This window comes from Paenisporosarcina sp. FSL H8-0542 (assembly GCF_038632915.1).
Classification (GTDB): domain Bacteria; phylum Bacillota; class Bacilli; order Bacillales_A; family Planococcaceae; genus Paenisporosarcina.
In genome coordinates, this window is the sequence record NZ_CP152050.1 from 1,958,022 (window position 1) to 1,978,020 (window position 19,999).

Here is a 19,999-nt window from a genome sequence, read left to right on the forward strand (position 1 = left end):
ACCTATACTACCAATACTTCATGACGTTCCTGTAACATTCACTTTACAATCAAGTCCTTCGGAACCGCCTTAATGTCTTTTGCAAGCAAACCTTTGTCCAAAATCATTTGAATCGCCAACTCTTTTTGAGTTTCCCCAAATCGCAGGATGATTCGATCACTTTTTAGTTGAACGATATGACCTTCACCAAATTTCTTATGGACAATCTTAAGACCAACTGTCATTTCTCGTATTTCACGAATGGTATTTGGATTCTCGGGGTCTACCTGTTTAGTCACAGCTTCACTTTGTTTGGAATTTTTCAGCAGGATACTTCTTACTTCACTAATAAACCGCGATTCAACCTTTTCTTTCCCATCCTTCTCTGCATACGTCAACAATTCCAGATGTTGACGTGCTCTCGTCATTCCCACGTAAAATAAGCGTCTCGCTTCCTCAAGCTTGTCGGTGTCCCGCTGGTCTTCGTCAGATGGAATCGTTCCATTATGACAATCAATCATGTACACATGATCGAATTCCAACCCTTTTGCACTGTGAAAAGTGGATAACGTGACGGCGTTTGGATCTTTGATCTTTTTTGCTTTTTGCGTAAGCTCATCCAATTCTTTTAATCGCTTGGCAAATGCCTCCATCGTCGTGAATGGCTCAGCGATTTGTTCGAGTGTACGGATCATGTCGAGAAGCACTTCAATACGAAATCCAAATTTCTCTGCACGGTTTTGTAAAACTTGTTCATAACCGAGTTTTTCTCTTATTAAACGAATGACGCTTTTCGGACGCGATTCTTTCATTTGCTCATAGATCGTTGCATAGCTCTGCAATGATTTAATTTGATAATCCTTTAACGGGACGTGTCTAGAAAGAAGCTGAAAGACATTTCCTGCTTCTTCAATGCGCTCAAATTTACGAATTTGGTCGTTTGATAAATACAGATTGAATTTCCGTGCAATTTTCAGGAAAATATCTTTTCGTTCTAAATTAAAACTTAATCGCATGAAATTCAATATATCGTCAACTACCCAATGAGAAAAAAATCGTTGATCGACATCTTTCATATAAAACGGAATGCCTCTTCGTTCCAACTCGCTTATATAAAGAATGGCACTTGCATTATTCCGGAAAAGAATGGCTGCACTGCTCGTTTCCTTTAAATCAAGCAGTCCATATATGACATATCTCATTTGGGCTTGATCGTCATGCAATCGTTTTAATTCAATATCCAATACAGGGCTGTTTTTTGTAAACATTTCTTTCTTGTACCTGATAGTGTTTCTTTTGATGAATTGATTGGCAACCGAGACGATATTGGCAGATGAACGATAGTTTTGTTCCATCTTCAATATTTTGGCGTCTGGATACGTCTCTTTAAAGTTAAGTAAGTATGAAGGGTCTGCAGCTCGCCACGAATAAATCGTTTGATCATCATCTGCCACGACACATAAATTCCGATGCCCTTCAACAAGCTTTTCAACAATTGCATGTTGAACTCTCGAAGTATCTTGGCTTTCATCTGTTAACACGTAATCATACAATTTCGAGAAACTTTCCATGATGTGTCTGTCTGTAGATAAAGCTTCGTAAGCAATTACGAGCAAATCATCAAAATCCAGCCAAAGTTGAGAAGGATTTTGTGTTTTAATCGCTTCATATTGAATCGCAATTTTTACGGCTTCCGGATTTGGAAGTGCTTCGTCTTTCCATCGTGCTTCTGGAATCATTTTGTTTTTGATGAAACTGATAAACTGAATCATCTCTTGCAACTGATCGTCAGTACAATCTTCTTTTAGCGCTTGTTTATATAAATCCTTCAGAATTTGTGATTTCATCGGTGCATTATTGGTAGGAGTTCCTTCTATTAATGTAAATGAAATCCCTTGGCTCTTTAAAAAGCGTGATGTAATCGAAAAAGCCAAGCTATGAATGGTTGAAAAAGCGACTTGATTTAATGAAGGAAAAAACTGTTCAAAGCGTGATTTCATATCTTGGGCAGAAGCTCGACTGAATGTTATGGCTTTAATACGTCGGGGTTCTACACCTTTCTCTTCAATTAAATATCCTATGCGCATAATCAACGTCGTTGTCTTACCGGAACCTGGACATGCCAATAACAGAAGTGGTCCTTCCGTTTGGCAAACTGCTTTTTGTTGTACTTTATTTAAATGAACATTATGACTGATCGCTTGTCTTTCAAAAAACGTAGGCATTCTTAGACTCCTTTACAAGAAAAAAATCGCTATCTTTTTATAGATAACGATTTTACATATTTTCGAGTATAACAGAACGTTTATTCTATGGCGAACGTTCATCACGCCTAATAAAAAGAGAATAAAAGGATTTATGCTTGAATTGCTTTAAGTGTTTCTCCTGTTTCCAAATAACTTTTCAAATTGCTCATAATTGCCGGCCATCCGTTATTAGCCCCCAAAAAAGTATCTGATGAATCGACTATATCACTTTCCGCTAAATTCGAGTGAATGAGCGTAAGTTTCACTGTATCATCCATCTCTTTTAGTGAAAATGTAACGACTGAGGGTTCATTACGTAAAGTAGGATTCTCAGGAGCTGACCACGTATACGACAGCTTTTCATAGGGAATGACTTCCACAAGTTCACCTGTTACATCCAGTTTTTCTGCTCTAAAAAAAGAAACATACTCTCCCAATTTCCAAGATGATTGAAGTTTACTACCAAAGAAATAGCGCTCGGTATCTTCACTGTTTGTCAGTGCTTGCCAAAGTCTTTCCGGGTTGGTTCGGATATACGTGGTATAAACAAAAGTTTGGTTTGACAATTTCTTTCACTCCCACTAAGTATGTTAAAGTAATTTCAAATGATTTTATCAATATTATACTTCAAGAGAAGGTGAAAAGATGTCCCGTTTCAATCATGGCGTTCTGTTATTTAATGGGCAAGCTGGACAGGACTCTGAAGAAGAAGCTTTATCACTTGTCGTTCCGGTTATTGCGACCCATTGTCACAAACTGACCATTGTACAAACGTTATCTCCTGACGAGTTTAAACAAGCATGCATGGACGCATCGTATGCGGATGTTTTATTTATAATGGGTGGAGATGGAACGCTGCATACAGCTGTTCAAGTATTAGAAAAGATTGAAAATCTCCCTATCATCGGTTTACTTCCTGGAGGGACATGCAATGATTTTGCACGTACATTAGACATCCCGCCTTTTCTTAAAGAAGCAGCTGAAGCAATTGTTACCGGAGTCGTTCAAGATGTAGATTTAGCACAAATAAATGATGGCTTATTTATGAACTTCGCTGGAATTGGATTAATTGCCGACGCTTCCGAGAACATTAATCCCAATCTCAAAGAAAAGTACGGTAAGCTAAGTTATTTCATGAGTGCTTTACAAACGTTTAGTCAAACTGAACCGTTTTCTATTCATTTGGAGATTGATGGCACTACGTATAGTGAAGAAGCTGTCATGTTACTCGTTATGAATGGAAAATCCATCGGAACCCATCGCTTCCCTCTCGACATCATTAATCCTAGTGATGGACAATTGGATGTGGTGCTCATACAAGCGTCAACTATGGCAGCCATACGTGAATGGTTTTCATTAAATCAACCAGATATAATGCCGGATGATTTAAAGAATGTGACCCATTATACCGGTAAACATATTGTGATTCGTACCGATGAACCGAAAAAAGTGGATACTGACGGAGAAATTTATTTAGAAACGCCTGTTGAAATAACAGTAAAGCCAAAATCCGTTCGATTTTTGGTGCCGAATAAGAACAATTAAAAAAGCAGCTGCCTTTTTGGCAACTGCTTTTCGTTTTATTTTTAGTTTACATAATATTATTATCTTATTATTTGTTAGCGATATGAACTTTTAACAGTTTTCCTTTGATTGTCGTGTTTCTCATTTGCTTCAATACGAGCGGTCCTTTACCATTCAATATTTCCACATAAGAAACATTATCCTGAATGGTAATGATGCCGATATCTTGTGCAGTCATTCCATCAAGTTTTGCAATGGTCCCAACAAAGTCCACAGCACGGATTTTCTTTTTCTTCCCGCCGTTAAAATACAATTTCGTAATATCTTCATTTAATTGTTCTTTCTTATCCACTTTGATTTCAGGTTGCTCATTCATTTTTTGTTTAAATGCAGCTTTCGCTCTAACTACTTGTTCTTTTGAAGGAGCATCTTTCAACGGGATGTCAAAACCAATATACTTTTCAACCGATGCAAGGAAACGATCTTCGTAAGGTGTAACAAGTGTAATTGCTTTACCGACTTCGCCTGCTCTACCTGTTCGACCAGTACGATGAACGTAGCTTTCATTTTCCAAAGGCATATCGTAATTGATGACATGCGTAATACGGTCAATATCAATTCCTCGAGCAGCAACATCAGTAGCGATTAAATAGCGGAAATCCCCACGTTTGAAATCGTTCATTACATCGAAACGCTCATTTTGTTCCATCCCGCCATGAATTTTATCAACTGTATAGCCTTCATCATCCAGTAAGTCCACCAACTGATCGACGTTATCTTTCGTACGGCAAAAAATGATACAGCTATCTGGATTTTCAACCATCGTAATATCTTTCAGCAACGCAAATTTCTCTGCTTCTTTTACGATATATACAGAGTGCTCTATTTGTTGGTTTACACTTTCTGTTTTTTCAATTTCGATGTCCACCGGATTGTCCATATATTTATGGCATAGTTTTTCCACGTCTTTTGGAAGTGTTGCCGAGAACAACATCGTTAATCGTTTTTTTGGCAAGTGACTGATTATGGACTCGACCAATTCAATAAAGCCCATGCTCAACATTTCGTCCGCTTCGTCAATGACAAGAATTTCAACTTTGCTTAAATCCAGTGTATGGCGCTCAATGTGATCCATGACACGACCTGGGGTTCCCACAACAACATGTGATTTTTGTTTTAACTCAGTACGTTGAAAAGCGAATGGCTGTTTCCCATAAATCGCCGTAGCTTTAATACGCTTAAAACGACCAAAACTCATGATATCTTGCGAAACTTGCATAGCTAATTCGCGTGTCGGGGTTAATACTAAAGCTTGTGGTTTGTTTTCATCCCAGTCCACCATCTCACAAATTGGAATACCAAAAGCAGCTGTTTTACCACTTCCTGTTTGAGATTTAACTGAAACATCCCGCTTTGATAGTGCTGTAGGTATCACTTTTGATTGCACTTCTGTTGGGGATGTAAATCCCAGACCTTCTAGTGCGCGAATTATGTCGTCTGAAATACCAAAATCTTTAAATTGTGTGTTTGTCATTAAAATCTCCCTTTATTTAAGAGTTGTCCACTCTTCTTTGTATCTTAAGTATACCAATGAATCGGGTGTGATAGATTAAAACAGAAAACTATGTTATAATAGATACATAATAACTTCATAATACGACAAATTTTCATAAGAATCTTTCGACTTGTTTCGAGTAGTTTGTATTCGACATGACATCAGTGTTATAGAAATGGGGAATTCAGATGACGTTCCAAAAACATGAAAAAGAAGTATCCGAATTTGTACAAGCACGAAGAATTCGTGAAAAAATCACATTCGTTCGTCGTGATGTAGAAGTTGAAGGAGCTATCTTCAAAATCCTTGAAAATTCTTGCATCGTTGAAATTTCTCAAGAAGACGCAAAAAAAATTGGTGCCGCATCAACTTTAACAGTAGTATCACATAAAAATTATAAAGTATTCTCATAATACAAAAACGAAGAGCAAATTGCTCTTCGTTTTTTTGTTGATTATTTAATTTTTGCTACGTCAATTTATTGTCCACTGGATAAGCAGTAATCCAGTCACTATAACTGCCTACATATAATTTCACTTTTGGATATCCCGCTTCTTTAAGCATTGCATATAGAGGTGCTGCAGTTACTCCACTCCCGCAATACACAGTGATATCTTCATCTTGCTTAACAACCGCTTCTACTTCCGATATAACATCGACTGCTTCTTTAAAACGACCATCTTCTTTCAACAGTTCCCAGTCCAAATTTCTCGCATTCGGAATATGACCAGCTACTGAATCAATCGGCTCATGAATGCCTGCATATCTTTCTGCTGATCGGGCATCCAGAAGAGCACCATTTGACGTCTCCGATACTACTTTAACTTGCTCGCGAGTCGAAAGAATGTCTTCATTCCACTGAAGGCTTAATGTCGAAGCCGGGTATGACGATGTTTCAGTTGACACTTCTAAACCCAGTTCAACCAATTCTTCATAGCCTTCCTTCACCAATGTTACTTGTGGGAAACCTGCATAACAAAACATCCAGTAAGCTCGCGGTCCAAAGGGCATTCCGCCTTGGTCATAAATCACGACATGGTCTGTATACTGTAAACCATTTGATTCAAAAAGATATTTCAACTTTTCTTTATCAGGCAGTGGATGACGTCCATTTGTCTTATTCATATCCGATAAATCTTTTTCAAGATCGAGATAGATGGCACCAGCTATATGACCTTTATCATATAGCTTTTTGCCAGCATTAGGATCTTGTAGTGAAAAGCGAGTATCAATCCACCTCAAATTAGATTCTTTCAGTTCTTTTGCAGACTTCCAAACTTTACCCATCAGCTCATTCCCCTTCAGATAAATTCTTGTACACAGCTCTCCACTCTTCAAGGCGGCTACCTTCTTGCATTGCCGCTCTTTCAGAGTCAAGTTGTTGCAGTGACTCACGGAGTAAATGTTGTCTTAATCCTTCTGCTTCCAAATCAATTACACCTCTAGCCCAATCTCTCATGCGGACATTTTGAGTATTTAAATATTTCTCAGCTTCCGGTTTTGTTGCATCCTGCAATTCATCTCTTAGCTTTTCTTTTTCATTTTTCTCGAAGAAAGATTTATTGTTTTTATAATGTGACTTCACATGTGAATACTTAGTTGAATCCTCGAAAGGTCCTTCAAAATCAAGCAGTTTTGCTTCCGCTATTTCATACGGCATAAACGAAAAACTGTTGTTGCTTTCTTTCAGTTCATGCATTTCATCTTTTTGTCGTTGTTGCAGTGCTTTGCCAATCCATTGATTTAAACGGAAATTCGTCACACGCATTTCCTGCTCAAAATCAAAACTTAACATGGCAAGTGTTTCTTTCAAGGCAAAATCAAGTGCTTCTGCTGATGATTTGTTCGAAAAAACAGACGGGTTATACGATTCTTTAAAGAAGTCAGGGTATCTGTAATAGACTCTTTGCAATACATAGTAAAGCAATTCGTCCAGTTCCTGATAGGAATTTTTCGTGATTACTCCTGCAGCTGAACTCGTAAAACGTTGACGGATCTTTTGTTCCAACAGACGTAGTTCCTGCAACCGTTCTTCTTTTCTGGATAGATTGACTTCAGTTTGTTCAATCAAGGAAGCCAATCGGGCAACTGTTTTCTCTGTTTCTTCAGCGAGTGCTTGAACAGTCATCGCTTTTAAATCTTCGGATAAAAATTGTTGGAAAGATTGTTCGAAAACTTCCATTCCTGAATTCAATTGAACCGACTCTTCTTTTTCTTTTAGCGCTTGAAGGCTCGAAACTCCATATACTCGTGGGAAGCGTATACCAAATCGTTGCAATTCATTCGTCACATAATTTTTGACATCATTTGCTTCCTCTTCGTTTGCAGCCAAGTCAATGGCGTTTACGATAAAGAACATTTTATCCAATTCAAATGCATCTTTCACGCGACCAAGCTGAATCAAAAATTCTCTATCAGCACGAGCAAATGCGTGATTATAATACGTAATGAAAAGAATAGCGTCCGCATTACGGATGTATTCAAATGCCACGCCTGTGTGTCGTGCATTAATAGAGTCTGCTCCTGGCGTATCCACCAGAGTGACCCCCATTCTCGTTAACTGACAATCATAGTAGAAATCAATGGTATCGACGAAACAGCTCTTGTTTTCCTGGGCAACAAACGCTTCAAATTCATCTCTATTTACGCGCAAAGTTTCACCTAGTTGTTCTTTAAACGTAGAATACCCTTCTTTAAAGGCACGAATGAATGCTTTGTGTACTTGCAAGCCTTCGTTTTCTAACGTCATATTTTCTATATCGTTCGCCTTTTTGTACGCTTCATCTAAAGAAACGACATTGATTCCGATAGCATGGAATGAAGAAGCAACATCTTCAAAAAATTGATCTTTCGTTTTCAGCTTTACATCAGCCGTTTCGTGCGGATTATGTTCAGTGACGGGACGAATCTTATTTATTGCGGCAGTTGTTGGATTTGGGGAAACTGGCAACACATTTGCCCCCATTAAAGCATTTGAGAACGACGATTTGCCTGCACTGAAAGCCCCGAATAAGGCAATGGTAAAGTCCTGTTTCTCAAGACGCTGAGATTTAGTTTGCAGATACTGTGCAACCTCAGAGAAGCCTTGGATATGTTCAATCTGATTGGCAATGTATTTCGCACGTGACAGTGTATCATTCACTGCAATACCTGCAGTTTCCGGTCTGTCAGACGGATGTTCCATAACATTATCTTCCGTGTCTTTTTCGACAATCATGGAAGAATCGAAAGGTACCATTTGTTGTTCAGCCAACTCATGATTTTGCACCCATTTTTTCACCAACTCAGCAGAGTTACTATTCGTATTTCTTGAAGGGTTGTCCCATTCTTTTGTGAAACCTACATGCTGTTTATGCAATTGTTCCAGCGTTTCAATCGCTAATAATTTTTCTTGATAGGCACGAGATTTAGAATCAGCTTGACCAAAATCATCTTCTGGTAAGTCCTCTATAACTTTTGCGTGCACGTTTTTCCAGCCATCGGTTTGTTGGATGAACCATTTTTTCGTCGCATCTGTAACTCGGTTAGCAAAATTCAATACAGAATCCGCGGTAACCAGTGACCCTTTTTGAATTTGTTCATCTATAATTTGTATAGGTGGATGGAATTCCATCTGATCAATTGCCAGTGATTGTTCATCAGTCAATAAGCCCACATCTTTTAAAGACTGTTTCATTAATGAACGCATATGTCCGGCAATTTGAGATTGTATGACCGTATCGTATTCTTTTTCGACAAGCTGTCCACGAGTATTTCTCTCTTCTTCCGTTTTCTTCCCACTGAAGAATAGGCCAACCTTAAAGTTTTCTTGTTTTGCTTCCAAATACGACTTTAATTTGTCTCGTAACTCGTATGGCATCATGGTGGCATTATCCAGTAAATTTTTTCGATTGGCTTCAAAGTTATCTGACCACGCTTTAGAACTAAGTAATTTTGCTTGGTTTTGATAGTGTGCGGCCGTCTTTCTGATTTCTTCTTTATCTTCCCATTCATCCTCAGATAGTACGTTGGCGAAAGTTGACTGGCACTCTTCAATTTCATCCGTTAAATATTCAAGATGTTCATCGTGTAATTTGATTAATGTATTGGTCGACGACTTCACTAATTGGTCTTGCCAATTATTCATGCTGTACATCACGATTTCCCGAACTTCGGTAAAGTCGTTATAAGGATGATTGGCATCTTTTAAAGAAGTGAAAAAGATATCTTTTGGTATTACGCCCCATGCCTTGAAGGAGTCGTGTACAGACTCTTTAAATTGCGTAAACGTCAACTCATTTTCACGGTGTTTATCAATCTGATTTACAATCAAATAGAGATTGTCGTTATATTTCATAAGCTGTTTTGTAAACCCAAAGTTCAACTCTGATTGGACGTGGTTATAGTCCATCATATAGAAAACGATATCTGCCAAGTGTAACGATGATTCTGTCGACATACGGTGTGCATCGTCAGTGGAATCAACCCCTGGTGTATCCATGACCGTTATTCCTTCAGGTAGGACCGAAGATTCATGTCCAATTTCAATTTGCGAAACTGCATGTCCATCCTTACAAAATTCTTTTACCGTCTCAAAATCATAATCTCCCGAAAATTTAACTGGTTGTTGATCTTGCATGTACACAATGGCAAAATCGTTTGTTGCTTTATGTATTTTAACGATATTCGCGCTTGTTGGTATGGGACTGGATGGAAGGAGTTGTTCTCCCGTCAAGGCGTTGATCATACTCGACTTGCCCGCAGAAAAGTGACCTGCAAAACCAATTGTAAATTCCCGGTTCATTAATTTTTGTGAGAACAGATTCGTTTTGTTCATTCGTTCCACATCGTCTACTTCTTTAAATAATGTATAGGCTCTTGCCGTTTCTTGTAATAGGTGATTAATTTGATCTTCAAATGAATGCATTCTTGGTTGAACTCCTTTATCAAAAACTATGTCTATCATATCATGTTTAAAACTGTCGCATCTTGTAGAAATGTAAGTTGTTGCGAATTTATGGAGAAGACTTCTATGATACATGAAAGTCCAGGAACACGAAAAGACCGGTAACGGAATTTCCGCACCGGTCTTTCTTCTGTTCATTTACTCTTTCACTGTTATTACTGGAAACTTGACGTTCATTAAAACATTGAAAGCAAACAGGATAACGCTGATTACGACTAGCGTAGCACCTATTGAAATAAATGTTACTGCCTGCTCTGCTCCGCTGAGTAAGAGTGTAGACAGGCCAACCATCATTAGTAGCAGGCCGATGTTAGATGCCCAAAAATGAACTTTGGCAAGCGTATGATTTCCCGCTTTTGGAAATAAATAATAAATGAGTCCCGCTAGTGCAAATGAAACCCAACCTAATAAACTGATGTGAACATGGACGCCTTTGAGCGTATAGTCATGCCCCATGGACATATACATGCCCAGTATTACGCCAATGGTAAAATAAACGACCGAAACCTTGATAAATTTAATTCCCACGCCTCATTCTCTCCTTTCAAAGTAAAAACATTAAAATTCCTTTATATAATGTATTTTTGAAAGTATAAGAGTATTCATTAACGAACTATTAATCACATTTACAGGTTCTGTTAAATAAGAAATAAATCGATAATAATCTAAGAATTCTTACATTCGAAAATCTTAATCAAAAGGTTGCTCTAATTCATACTTCAATGGTATGTTTTTAAGCGGATTACATTATAAGGAGGCTTTTTATGAAGAAAAAAAGATTATCACTATATATCGGGTTGGCTTCGATGGTATTTTTGACTGCATGTGGAAACGATAATGCAAAAGAATCAGCCAAATCAACTACAGCTTGGGATACAATCCAAGAAGAAGGTTCAATAACTGTTGCAACTTCCGGTACACTTTTCCCAACTTCTTACCGGGACGAACAATCGGATGAATTGACTGGATTTGAAGTGGAAGTTGTACGTGAACTCGCAAAACGCTTGGAGTTGGATATAGAGTTCAAAGAACTTGGATTTGATGAAATGCTTACAAGTGTCAAAACTGGGCAAGTTGATTTAGCCGCCAATGACATTGAAATCAGCGAAGACAGACTTGAAAATTTCATCTTCTCCACTCCGATTAAATATTCATATGGCACAGCAGTAGTTCGCAAGGATGATTTATCAGGCATTAAATCTCTGGAAGATTTAAAGGGTAAAAAAGCGGCTGGGGCATCTACATCAGTTTATATGGAAATGGCCCGTCAATATGGAGCAGAAGAAGTTACGTATGATAATGTACCGAACGAAGTTTACTTACGTGACGTATCCATTGGGCGAACAGACGTTATTTTAAATGATTATTATCTTCAAACACTTGCTGTAGCTGCATTTCCTGAATTGAACATCACCATTCATCCGGATATCAAATACAGTCCGTCCAAGATTGGTCTTGTCATCAACAAAGAAAATTCAGAGCTCGAAGACAACGTCAATCGAGTGTTGAAAGAAATGCTTGAAGATGGAACCATCAGTGAAATTTCCGCAAAATTCTTTAATGGTGCGGATGTTTCCAAAGAAGTTAATATTGATTAATTGAGCCAGGGGGATTAACGGATGAATGAAATTGAATGGGGACTTCTATTTGATCCTCAATTAGCTCTTGATTCTTTCCCCTACGTTCTTAGTGGCATTTGGTATACGCTTCTCATCGCAATTGTCAGTATGGTAGTCGGACTGATTATCGGATTTTTCATTGCTCTGGCAAGAACATCAAATCTTCTGTTCTTACAATGGCCAGCGAGATTGTACATTTCATTTATGAGAGGCGTTCCAATTCTGGTCATACTGTTCTTGTTATACTTTGGGTTTCCAGTCATCGGAGTTGAATTTACTGCGATGCAGGCTGCGCTGATTGGATTCAGTTTGAATAGCGCGGCATACATGGCTGAAATTCTTAGATCTTCACTATCTTCCGTTGATATTGGACAATGGGAATCTTCCAAAGCTCTTGGACTTACGTATTGGCAGTCCATGAGAAGAATTATTCTCCCACAATCCGTAAGAATCGCCGTACCTCCACTATCCAATGTATTAATGGATTTAATCAAAGCCTCTTCATTGGCAGCAATGATTACGGTGCCAGAAATGTTTCAAAAAGCACGAAGCGTTGGGGCAAGGGAATATGATTTATTAACCCTACTCATCCTTGTAGCTCTTATGTACTGGGCGATTTGTTCAGTCATGACTGTTCTACAGAACTATTTGGAAAAACGTTATGCGAAATATCTTTGAATTCGATGTACCGTTCTTGAATCCAAAGTAATGAATAAGTATTTTCAAACGAATAAGGAGCCAAAACATAAACTGTTTTGGCTCCTTTCAGCTTGTTGACAAAAGAATATTAATCAATATAAAAGTATAAAAATTCGCATTCTTATCTTTTGCACTCTATCGAAAAATTTTGGTCGGCTATTTCTTTCGCTTTCCGCGGACGAAACGCTAGCCTCCTCGGCTCAGCTGTCTACGACAGCTGAGCCTGTGGGGTCTAGCTTATTTCGTTTTTCCGCAGGAGTCTTCAGAAATAGCCGACCATCTTTCTAATGAAATAATATGAAGATATACGCTTACAGAAGTAAAGTCTGTTGATTGTGGAGGCGGCGACTTCAGCGGGAACAGCACGAGCTGAAGGCCCCGCAGGAACGTAGTGACGAGGAGACTGAAGCCGTGCCCGCGAAACGCGTCCGCCGCAATGGAAATCAACATTTTCTTACATACGCTCTTTTTCATTAGTATACAGTTATATTCACTCTTTTTATTGTTTGTCTACAGTCTGAAGGAGACAACTATCAGGGATTTACATTCTTTCCTCTAGGTTTCTATTTCTAAGACCACGAAATGTTTTCGGAATATTATTGAAATTAATATTCGTTCTCGAGATGCAGTGAAAAAACCTTCCCAACGTCATCAGGAAGGCTTTTTATACAATTTTTATGGCTTTTATTTCTCCAAAACTTGGTTAATGATTATATGTGGTTTGCTGTTATTCAAGTTTTTATAGATACAGCTGTTCGGTTTTTCACTTAAGGTTTCTGCGAACGCAATCGCCAATTCCGTTTCACCAATAACATGGACTTCTTTCCAGCCTCGTTCTTTCTTCAATTGTTTAACATTTGCTGCCATTCCTTTATAAAATCTGTGCAAATTTTCTTTTAGTCGGGACTCGATAAAATCAACTTTACTGCCCCCAATTTTATGAGGTCCAGTTGGATCCATGTCTTTATCCTGACCCCAAAATTCAAGTTTCGGGTCGAAAATATATACCATATCTTCTTTAACAAATCCCATCGAAGTATCCAAAACACGGACTTCACCGAAACTCGGCAAAATTATTCCCGCTTCTGGATATGCTTTGTACATATATTCAAATTGTTCAACCACAGGACGATCTTCCCAATGGAAACCTGATTTTACTGGCACTTGAACATAATGAACGGACCATAAAGGTGGATTTTCCGAGGCAAATATAACAGCCCCTTTGTGCAAATCATCTTTGTTTTGTTCAATTTCATCCATCACTTTTTTCTTGGTTTCCTTAAAGTACTTAAGCTCATTATCTTTTTCAGAAGCATTTAGACTCTTATCAATTTCTTTTAAGCCATTTTTCAAATGTATTTTCCATGCTCCATTTAATTGGTCAGGATCGCCTGGATTTGTATTCAAATAAACACTCAATACATTACGATCACCGCTACGATGGTCCTTTAAATCCTGGATTTCTTTGCTCAATCCCATAATGATTAAACCTCCTTGATATTCTCTACGCTTGTAGGATGCCCCGAGAGCCTTGAAATTAATAGTACTTCCTTCTATTCATTTTTCTTACCGCTTTTTACATGATGTATTAAATAAGCCACAAACGTGTCATCTCTTACTAACCATGCCGAATGATTTCTTTTTAAGTGATTTTCTACTTCATCAAAGCTTGTAAATTTCTGGTCTAATATATGGTTATTATGATCAATTTTCCATTCTTGATCACTGATTGCATGAATAAAGAATGTTTCTTCCATAATATTTTTATAAAGAGATCCGAATGATGATTTTTTCAGGTTATATCGATTTCGCTGTGCATCTTCACGAATTGGTTCCAACTGAAACGTATCCGTCACAAACTGCTTGTATGCTGAATCAGTTAATGAACTACCGGATGCTTTGGCGTGCCCACCACCACCGTATCTTCCCGCTATTTCTGATACATCAACATGGTCATGAACTGTTCGAAACCCCACTCTCTTTCCACCCATATTTAAAATCACGATATAATCGAGATGTGGATATACTTTGCCCAAGTCATTTCCGAGTTCTGAATGATATGATTCTGCATAAACAATACCAACCAAATGCTCTCCAACCTGTGCTTGTACGATTTCTTTTTTCTTGCGTCTTATATAGCGTTCGATCTTATTTTCTTCCATGTCCAGTAGTTTCTTTTCAAAATCGTCAAAATCGAAATGATCGATAATTCTAAGCCGTTCAATCATTTTTTCTTCGAATTCTTCTATTGAAATTAAATAAAAGAGCGCATTCAATCGTTGCGCTTCAAAGTTTTCATTTTTCTCCCATTCCCATGTATCATACTGTCTGACAAGCTCAACAAACTCTGAAATGGCTTCCCTGTTCTCCAATAATTGTTGAGACACAAGGTAATGATGAAATAAAGAAGTTGCAGAAGTTAATTTTCCTTGTTCATCTTCAACCAGAACATGTCCCCACTCATAATCATTGAAGTGAAGTGATGTTTTATGATGATCGATAAGTTGGACATTTCCAGTAGTTTGATAAAAATCATTCAGCTTTTGTTCATTTTCTTTATTTACAGACAGGTCAGTTATGAATAATAGCGTGTTTTTGTCATCATTCTCCAAAAACCAACCAACTTCACGATCCAGACTTGATACCGAATTATATCTGACCTTCACCTGCTTGCCAAAAGCAAGTTTCGCGAGAATCCCACACCCAACTCCATCTAGATCGTTGTGCGACAAAAGTTTATACAATTGATTCACCTCAACAGATAGTATGGATAAAAATGTTGAAAATTATTGATACTTTTTTTGTTCATATTAACAAATTCGACTAATTGATAGGTAGGATGATTAAGACGTGATGACTTATCATTTTTATTCTTGGAGTGCATTTAATTCAAGAGTGATACCCAAAATCAAAGACAAACAAAAAAACACCAAAGAGAAGGTTATCTTCTCTTTGGTATCTTTCTCATAGAACTCTACTTATTACTGTTACCTTTAATGTTCAGATATAGTTTACCTTTTGCCGTCTGGCGTGTTTCGTTATTGAAGCTATCGACTGCTTTTACTTCGATTACCGCACCATTAGCTACTGTACCTTTTGGAACCGTATAATAGCCAACATAATGGCCGTTCGCTTGCTCTGTCATTGGCAATTCTGTAGCGTTTTGAAGTTGTCCGCCCATATTTGTTAGTGGCATATGGATTACAAAAGTTGATTTTAATCCAGGTTCACTATCAAATTCGATTTTGACAGTCTTACCAGTTTTAAGATTGAGATCTTGGTCTGGTTTTAAGTTTGTAATGACAGGTGAAACATATTTTGCATGTACTGTCACTGTTTTCGACATGCTGTTGTTTGCTTTATCTCTTGCTACAACAGTAATTTCATTTGCACCAGTATCCAAAAGTATACGTTTTGAATATTTTCCGTTTACAACTGCTGCAATTTGACCGTTTACTTTCACCCAATCAAGGTTGGCATCTGCGACACTACCTTCTACTGTAACCGTTTCCCGATTTGTTTTATCTCCGTTTTTCGGGCTGTCGATTGTTAGATTTGGTTTCACTGTGTCCAAGATAACAGATACCGGAGCAGATTCGCCCGTTACTTTACCATCAAGAGATGAAGTCGCTGTAAATACATTCAATCCTTCTGTCAATTCGGTTTGAATGGCAAATTTACCATCATTTCCTACTACTACAGAACCTGCAACTCCACCATTATTTTTAAGTTTAATTGTTGTTGTAGGTGATGCACTGCCTTCAATAGTAATAGCTGACTTATTCGTTGCTAAATCAGAAGTTGGCGAAGTAATGACTGGTGCACTTACTTCATAACTTACACGAGCACGGATCATATAGTTTCCTTCCTCTGCAGGGGAAGCTGTCCATGTACCTGAAACAGATTGGTAACTTCTTTCCGCGTTTGTTCCATCTTCATCAGCAGCAAGTCCTGGTGAGTTTGGATTCGCAACTGTTTGTCTGTAAACCATGTAGAAGTCACCATTTACAACGATGTTATGTTCAGATAAGTCTACTACCGTCCATTGACCGTTGCGTAATGCTGTTGCATTAATTGATTCTGTGAGTTTTTTACCTGGTGTTCCATCAGGACCAGTAGCATCCCAAACTTCCACTGCAAATGCTGTTCCACCTGGTACTGGCCACTCAGTGTCCCAGAAACGGAATACGCCATCAGTAACAATGCCATTTTCTTTCCCTTCAGGAAGAGACATTTTCACTGCCCAAGCATTACCCGCTGCATTGAATGCGTGTGCATTTTCAGCTGTTCCATCATCATAACCAATTTCACCACCTGGATATGTGTAGAACGGATCAAGTGCAAGACTTAATTCAAGTGCGTTTGCACCGATTGTAACGGATGTTTCTTTACTATGGTAGCCGCGTGCAATTACCTTGAGTGTATAATTTCCTTCGTAAGCTGTGATGCTGTAGTTTCCTGATGCATCTGTTTCAACAGGAGTGATATTGGCATCTTCAACAAGTAGAAGTGTCGCGCCTTCGATTCCTTCTCCTGTCGATTCGTCAGTAATTGTTCCACTTACAGTGTTTTGTGCAATTTCATCCAAAGTGAAATTCGCTTGTGCTGTTGCGTCAGCTTCGATTGTCACCGTCTGTTGATTTGTGTGGTATCCATAAGCTTCCGCTTTCATTTTGAATGTACCAGGAACATGCGTCATTGAATATGTGCCATCTGCAGGATTTGTATATACTGAACGTCCTGATTCAAGCACACTGACTTGTGCACCAATAGGCAATAAAGTCGGATTAATCGGTGCCTCAGATACTGGCAATTCTTCTTTTACAGGCATTGAAGGTCTGATTTTTGTTGGATCAATCGCTTCTTTCATTGCTTCTTTATCATCAACTTTGATTAAGTCTAGACCAATGTTGCCTTTATTATCTTTTGAAACATTCTCAGTTTGGGCAATATCGGTTAAAGCAACATCATCGATATACCAACCGTCTCTCACAACACTGCCATCGGAGAATGCATTGAATGCCAAGTAAACTCGTTGACCACTATACGCTGACAAGTCTACTTCACCATCTATCCATGAACCCGAATCACCTTGGTACTTCTGTAATTGAGTCCACTCTTGTTGGTCAGTGGAAATAAAAACATGACCATAATCCCATGCTCTTCCTGTTGAAGATTGTTCAAAATTATGCCAGTGTTTAAACTGCAGATACGAATTACCTTCTGGCAGATCAACTGGAGGGAGAACAAGTGTTGCGTTCATGTTACTGTCATACTTACCTTCTAAATTTGTTGCATATACTTTTTCACCAGATGCCGCATTTCCTGGTCCAGAAGTAGGAACTCCCCACTCCCAGCTGTTCATATTTCCGAATGAACTCCAGCCTATTGCAGCAGTTTCAAAATCTTGGAAGTAACCAACAGTAATACCCGGTTTCACTTCAACCAAATATTCTTCACTATTGACAACGTTGTTTCCGAAATCATTGATGATCCATTTATAAGTGAATGATCCCCCTGTTACTGAAGTTCCAGGAACCGTAACAGCGTATTCACCAACTTTGTAGTCTCCAGAAATTCGTGGAGCCACCATAGTTTGCCATTCATTGTTTCCATCCAAATAACTTAATTCAACTGATGAAACGCTGATGTTATCTGTTACTGTTACAGCCAAGTCTAGATCCATACCTTCATACGTTTCTATAGGAGAACTATGTTCAAAGACTGGTGCTTCATCATCTTCACCTTGTTTCGTAACTTGTCCACCAATTTTTCCAATACCGTTCATGATTGAAGACACCGCTTCATACGCATTAACTAAACCATATCCATACCCGTGATTCGGTGTTTGTGGATATTGTGAGTCAGTTAATGGGATTGCTGTTTCAAGTAAAATTTGTTCCATTTCTTCAACGGTTAAGTTAGCGTTTACTTGGCGCAACAATGCCGCGACCCCGGATATAGCTGGTCCAGCCATTGATGTTCCATTCCAGCCGCCTTCATAGCCACCACCAGGTACAGAAGAACGGATATTTACTCCTGGAGCCGAGATATCTGGTTTGATTTCAGCATAAGGAGAAGGTCCTCGTAAAGAGAAATTACCTACTACGTTGTTAATATCAGTTGCACCTGTTGCAAATGATTCAGGATAGTTTGCAGGTGATGCAACAGAACCCGGACCACCTGGATTTGTTGGCGTTGTGTTTCCTGCTGAAAATTCAGGGAAAATTTCTGCTGCACGCCAGTTTCTGACTACATCACGATACCATTCGTCAAGACCTGGACCACCGCCCCACGAGTTGTTTACAACATCTGGTGCTAAGTCTACGCGTGCATTTCCTTCAGAATCTGTTGGTGCTAAAATCCATTGTGCAGCTTCTAATAAATCCGCATCTGTACCACCATTTGCAGTAAAAGCTTTTACAGAAATGAATTTAGCACCAGGAGCTACTCCAACCTGGTTGGAACCGTTTGTTTCACTACCTACCATTGTTCCAGTCACGTGAGTACCATGACCATGATCATCATAAGGTGTAGCTCGTCCAGCTGTAGCGTCAAACCAGTTAAAGTCATGATCTGTTTGACCTGTTGAAGAATTATAACCACGGTATTTTTCTTTTAATGCTGGATGATCCCATTGAACCCCCGTATCAATGCTCGCTACAACCGTTCCTGCTCCATCAATTCCCATCGCCCATACATCTGGAGCTTTAACACGTTGAACATTCCATTCAATATTGGCAACTTCAGATTCAGGCGCCACAGCTTCTTTCGTTTTTGTTGTGAAAAGTTGTCGCATTTCATTCGGTAGCACTTTTTCAACTTCTGCAAATGATGCTACCTTTTCTGCAACTTCTTTCGTTGCTGTTACAGCCATCCCATTTACAATATAATACGAATTAATATCCTTAACATTTCCTTTAGCTTCTTCTTGTTCAAGATAATCTTTTACATTTTGCTGCTCTTGAAGGGAAGTCGCTTTTAGCTCAGACACTAATGCAGAACGCTGGACCATTAATGATTTTTTAGAAGATAATTTCGCTTTTTTAGAACTTTTCCTAGCCTCTTCCACCACTTTTTTCGTATCCGCTTTTTCTTTGAATTTTATTAAGAAGGTAACTTTCTCATCTTCTTTAAAATCCGACAGCAAACGTTTGCTCACTTTTTCGATTGTATTCACGTTCGAATTATTAAGCGACTGGTGCAGTTTACTAGTTGTTTCGGCACTCGCGACTCCAGGTGCGATTAGAGACAAGGTCATGAGTAAAGAAACAGCAATGTTGAAAGACTTTTTAGAACTAATTTTCTTCGTCATCTTCTTTCCTCCCTTTTAATCTTCCTTTCTTGCCTTTCGTAAAGCGGATTGCATTTTACATTCCCACAAAAATGACCAAACAAAAACACCTATGGCCCCCTTTCCCTAATCATTTAG

The 19,999-nt window shown here is 38.6% G+C and carries 14 protein-coding genes; 4 read left to right on the plus strand and 10 right to left on the minus strand.

Annotated features, from left to right (window positions below; all coding sequences use genetic code 11):
• Positions 1-38: 38 nt before the first annotated feature.
• A complete protein-coding gene (locus MHH33_RS10215) occupies positions 39-2,204 on the minus strand; it encodes an ATP-dependent helicase (protein ID WP_342541678.1) in 2,166 nt (721 codons plus the stop codon).
• Between the two features lie 131 nt (positions 2,205-2,335).
• Entirely contained in the window at positions 2,336-2,791 is a 456-nt protein-coding gene (locus MHH33_RS10220; protein WP_342541679.1) for an SRPBCC family protein, read from the minus strand.
• Between the two features lie 79 nt (positions 2,792-2,870).
• On the opposite strand from MHH33_RS10220, the gene MHH33_RS10225 reads away from it, so the two are divergent.
• A complete protein-coding gene (locus MHH33_RS10225; protein WP_342541680.1) occupies positions 2,871-3,770 on the plus strand; it encodes a diacylglycerol kinase family protein in 900 nt (299 codons plus the stop codon).
• A gap of 67 nt (positions 3,771-3,837) precedes the next feature.
• Here MHH33_RS10225 and MHH33_RS10230 read toward each other — a convergent pair whose 3' ends face one another.
• Positions 3,838-5,283, minus strand: coding sequence for a DEAD/DEAH box helicase (locus MHH33_RS10230; protein ID WP_342541681.1), 1,446 nt, complete (start codon positions 5,281-5,283; stop codon positions 3,838-3,840).
• 209 nt (positions 5,284-5,492) lie between these two features.
• Here MHH33_RS10230 and MHH33_RS10235 point away from each other — a divergent pair, with 209 nt between their 5' ends.
• Positions 5,493-5,717: a DUF2187 family protein gene (locus MHH33_RS10235; RefSeq protein WP_016427358.1), complete on the plus strand. Its 225-nt coding sequence runs from the start codon at positions 5,493-5,495 to the stop codon at positions 5,715-5,717.
• 55 nt (positions 5,718-5,772) lie between these two features.
• Here the strand turns inward: MHH33_RS10235 and MHH33_RS10240 are convergent, their stop codons facing one another.
• The 3 genes from MHH33_RS10240 to MHH33_RS10250 all read right to left on the minus strand — a co-directional run bounded on the left by MHH33_RS10240 (position 5,773) and on the right by MHH33_RS10250 (position 10,777).
• Positions 5,773-6,591, minus strand: coding sequence for a sulfurtransferase (locus tag MHH33_RS10240; RefSeq protein ID WP_342541682.1), 819 nt, complete (start codon positions 6,589-6,591; stop codon positions 5,773-5,775).
• A 4-nt stretch (positions 6,592-6,595) separates the two neighbouring features.
• Positions 6,596-10,210, minus strand: a complete 3,615-nt coding sequence (locus MHH33_RS10245; protein ID WP_342541683.1) for a dynamin family protein — start codon at positions 10,208-10,210, stop codon at positions 6,596-6,598.
• Positions 10,211-10,387: 177 nt separating this feature from the next.
• Positions 10,388-10,777, minus strand: a complete 390-nt coding sequence (locus tag MHH33_RS10250) for a hypothetical protein (RefSeq protein ID WP_016427361.1) — start codon at positions 10,775-10,777, stop codon at positions 10,388-10,390.
• 236 nt (positions 10,778-11,013) lie between these two features.
• Between MHH33_RS10250 and MHH33_RS10255 the strand changes: the two genes are divergently transcribed.
• Together MHH33_RS10255 and MHH33_RS10260 are read left to right on the plus strand one after the other, a co-directional pair.
• On the plus strand, positions 11,014-11,847 hold the full coding sequence (locus tag MHH33_RS10255; protein WP_016427362.1) for a transporter substrate-binding domain-containing protein: 834 nt from the start codon (positions 11,014-11,016) through the stop codon (positions 11,845-11,847).
• A gap of 21 nt (positions 11,848-11,868) precedes the next feature.
• Positions 11,869-12,546 carry an amino acid ABC transporter permease gene (locus tag MHH33_RS10260; protein WP_342541684.1) on the plus strand — a complete coding sequence of 226 codons (678 nt, stop codon included), beginning with the start codon at positions 11,869-11,871 and terminating at the stop codon, positions 12,544-12,546.
• A 258-nt stretch (positions 12,547-12,804) separates the two neighbouring features.
• Here MHH33_RS10260 and MHH33_RS10265 read toward each other — a convergent pair whose 3' ends face one another.
• The 4 genes from MHH33_RS10265 to MHH33_RS10280 form a co-directional block, all read right to left on the minus strand.
• Complete coding sequence (locus MHH33_RS10265) at positions 12,805-13,041, minus strand: hypothetical protein (RefSeq protein ID WP_342541685.1); 237 nt, start codon at positions 13,039-13,041, stop codon at positions 12,805-12,807.
• A 210-nt stretch (positions 13,042-13,251) separates the two neighbouring features.
• A complete protein-coding gene (locus tag MHH33_RS10270) occupies positions 13,252-14,046 on the minus strand; it encodes a VLRF1 family aeRF1-type release factor (protein WP_342541686.1) in 795 nt (264 codons plus the stop codon).
• Positions 14,047-14,120: 74 nt separating this feature from the next.
• The gene (locus tag MHH33_RS10275) at positions 14,121-15,311 is read right to left on the minus strand and encodes a hypothetical protein (RefSeq protein ID WP_016427366.1); all 1,191 of its coding nucleotides are present in this window, start codon (positions 15,309-15,311) and stop codon (positions 14,121-14,123) included.
• Between the two features lie 230 nt (positions 15,312-15,541).
• Entirely contained in the window at positions 15,542-19,882 is a 4,341-nt protein-coding gene (locus tag MHH33_RS10280; RefSeq protein WP_342541687.1) for a S8 family serine peptidase, read from the minus strand.
• Positions 19,883-19,999 lie beyond the last annotated feature (117 nt).

What these genes read in the sequence shown, in the direction of transcription:
- MHH33_RS10225 (WP_342541680.1), top strand. Translation starts at nt 2,871, where the DNA reads ATGTCCCGTTTCAATCATGGCGTTCTGTTATTTAATGGGCAAGCTGGA.
- MHH33_RS10265 (WP_342541685.1), bottom strand. Translation starts at nt 13,041, where the DNA reads ATGAAAAAGAGCGTATGTAAGAAAATGTTGATTTCCATTGCGGCGGAC.
- MHH33_RS10235 (WP_016427358.1), top strand. Translation starts at nt 5,493, where the DNA reads ATGACGTTCCAAAAACATGAAAAAGAAGTATCCGAATTTGTACAAGCA.
- MHH33_RS10260 (WP_342541684.1), top strand. Translation starts at nt 11,869, where the DNA reads ATGAATGAAATTGAATGGGGACTTCTATTTGATCCTCAATTAGCTCTT.
- MHH33_RS10245 (WP_342541683.1), bottom strand. Translation starts at nt 10,210, where the DNA reads ATGCATTCATTTGAAGATCAAATTAATCACCTATTACAAGAAACGGCA.
- MHH33_RS10255 (WP_016427362.1), top strand. Translation starts at nt 11,014, where the DNA reads ATGAAGAAAAAAAGATTATCACTATATATCGGGTTGGCTTCGATGGTA.
- MHH33_RS10270 (WP_342541686.1), bottom strand. Translation starts at nt 14,046, where the DNA reads ATGGGATTGAGCAAAGAAATCCAGGATTTAAAGGACCATCGTAGCGGT.
- MHH33_RS10215 (WP_342541678.1), bottom strand. Translation starts at nt 2,204, where the DNA reads ATGCCTACGTTTTTTGAAAGACAAGCGATCAGTCATAATGTTCATTTA.
- MHH33_RS10280 (WP_342541687.1), bottom strand. Translation starts at nt 19,882, where the DNA reads ATGACGAAGAAAATTAGTTCTAAAAAGTCTTTCAACATTGCTGTTTCT.
- MHH33_RS10230 (WP_342541681.1), bottom strand. Translation starts at nt 5,283, where the DNA reads ATGACAAACACACAATTTAAAGATTTTGGTATTTCAGACGACATAATT.
- MHH33_RS10240 (WP_342541682.1), bottom strand. Translation starts at nt 6,591, where the DNA reads ATGGGTAAAGTTTGGAAGTCTGCAAAAGAACTGAAAGAATCTAATTTG.